Here is a 224-nt window from a genome sequence, read left to right on the forward strand (position 1 = left end):
GTAGTCCGGGGCAGGGCAACTACGCGGCGGCGAACGCGTTCTTGGACGCTTTGGCGGCGAGTCGTCGGGCGGCGGGTTTGCCGGCGACGTCGTTGGCGTGGGGTTTGTGGGCGGATGCCACGGGGATGACCGGTGGTTTGAGTGAGGCTGAGCTTGTCCGTTTGGAGCGGATGGGTGTCAGTCCGTTGTCGAACGAGCTTGGTCTGGAGTTGTTCGACCAGGCG

At 65.2% G+C, this 224-nt stretch carries 1 protein-coding gene; it reads left to right on the forward strand.

Annotated features, from left to right (window positions below; all coding sequences use genetic code 11):
* Positions 1 to 224 (forward strand): KR domain-containing protein (locus ACLQ28_RS34675; protein ID WP_425690473.1); only part of this gene is annotated, 224 nt, incomplete at both ends.

This window comes from Micromonospora sp. DT201, assembly GCF_049841575.1.
In the GTDB taxonomy this organism is placed as follows: domain Bacteria; phylum Actinomycetota; class Actinomycetes; order Mycobacteriales; family Micromonosporaceae; genus Micromonospora.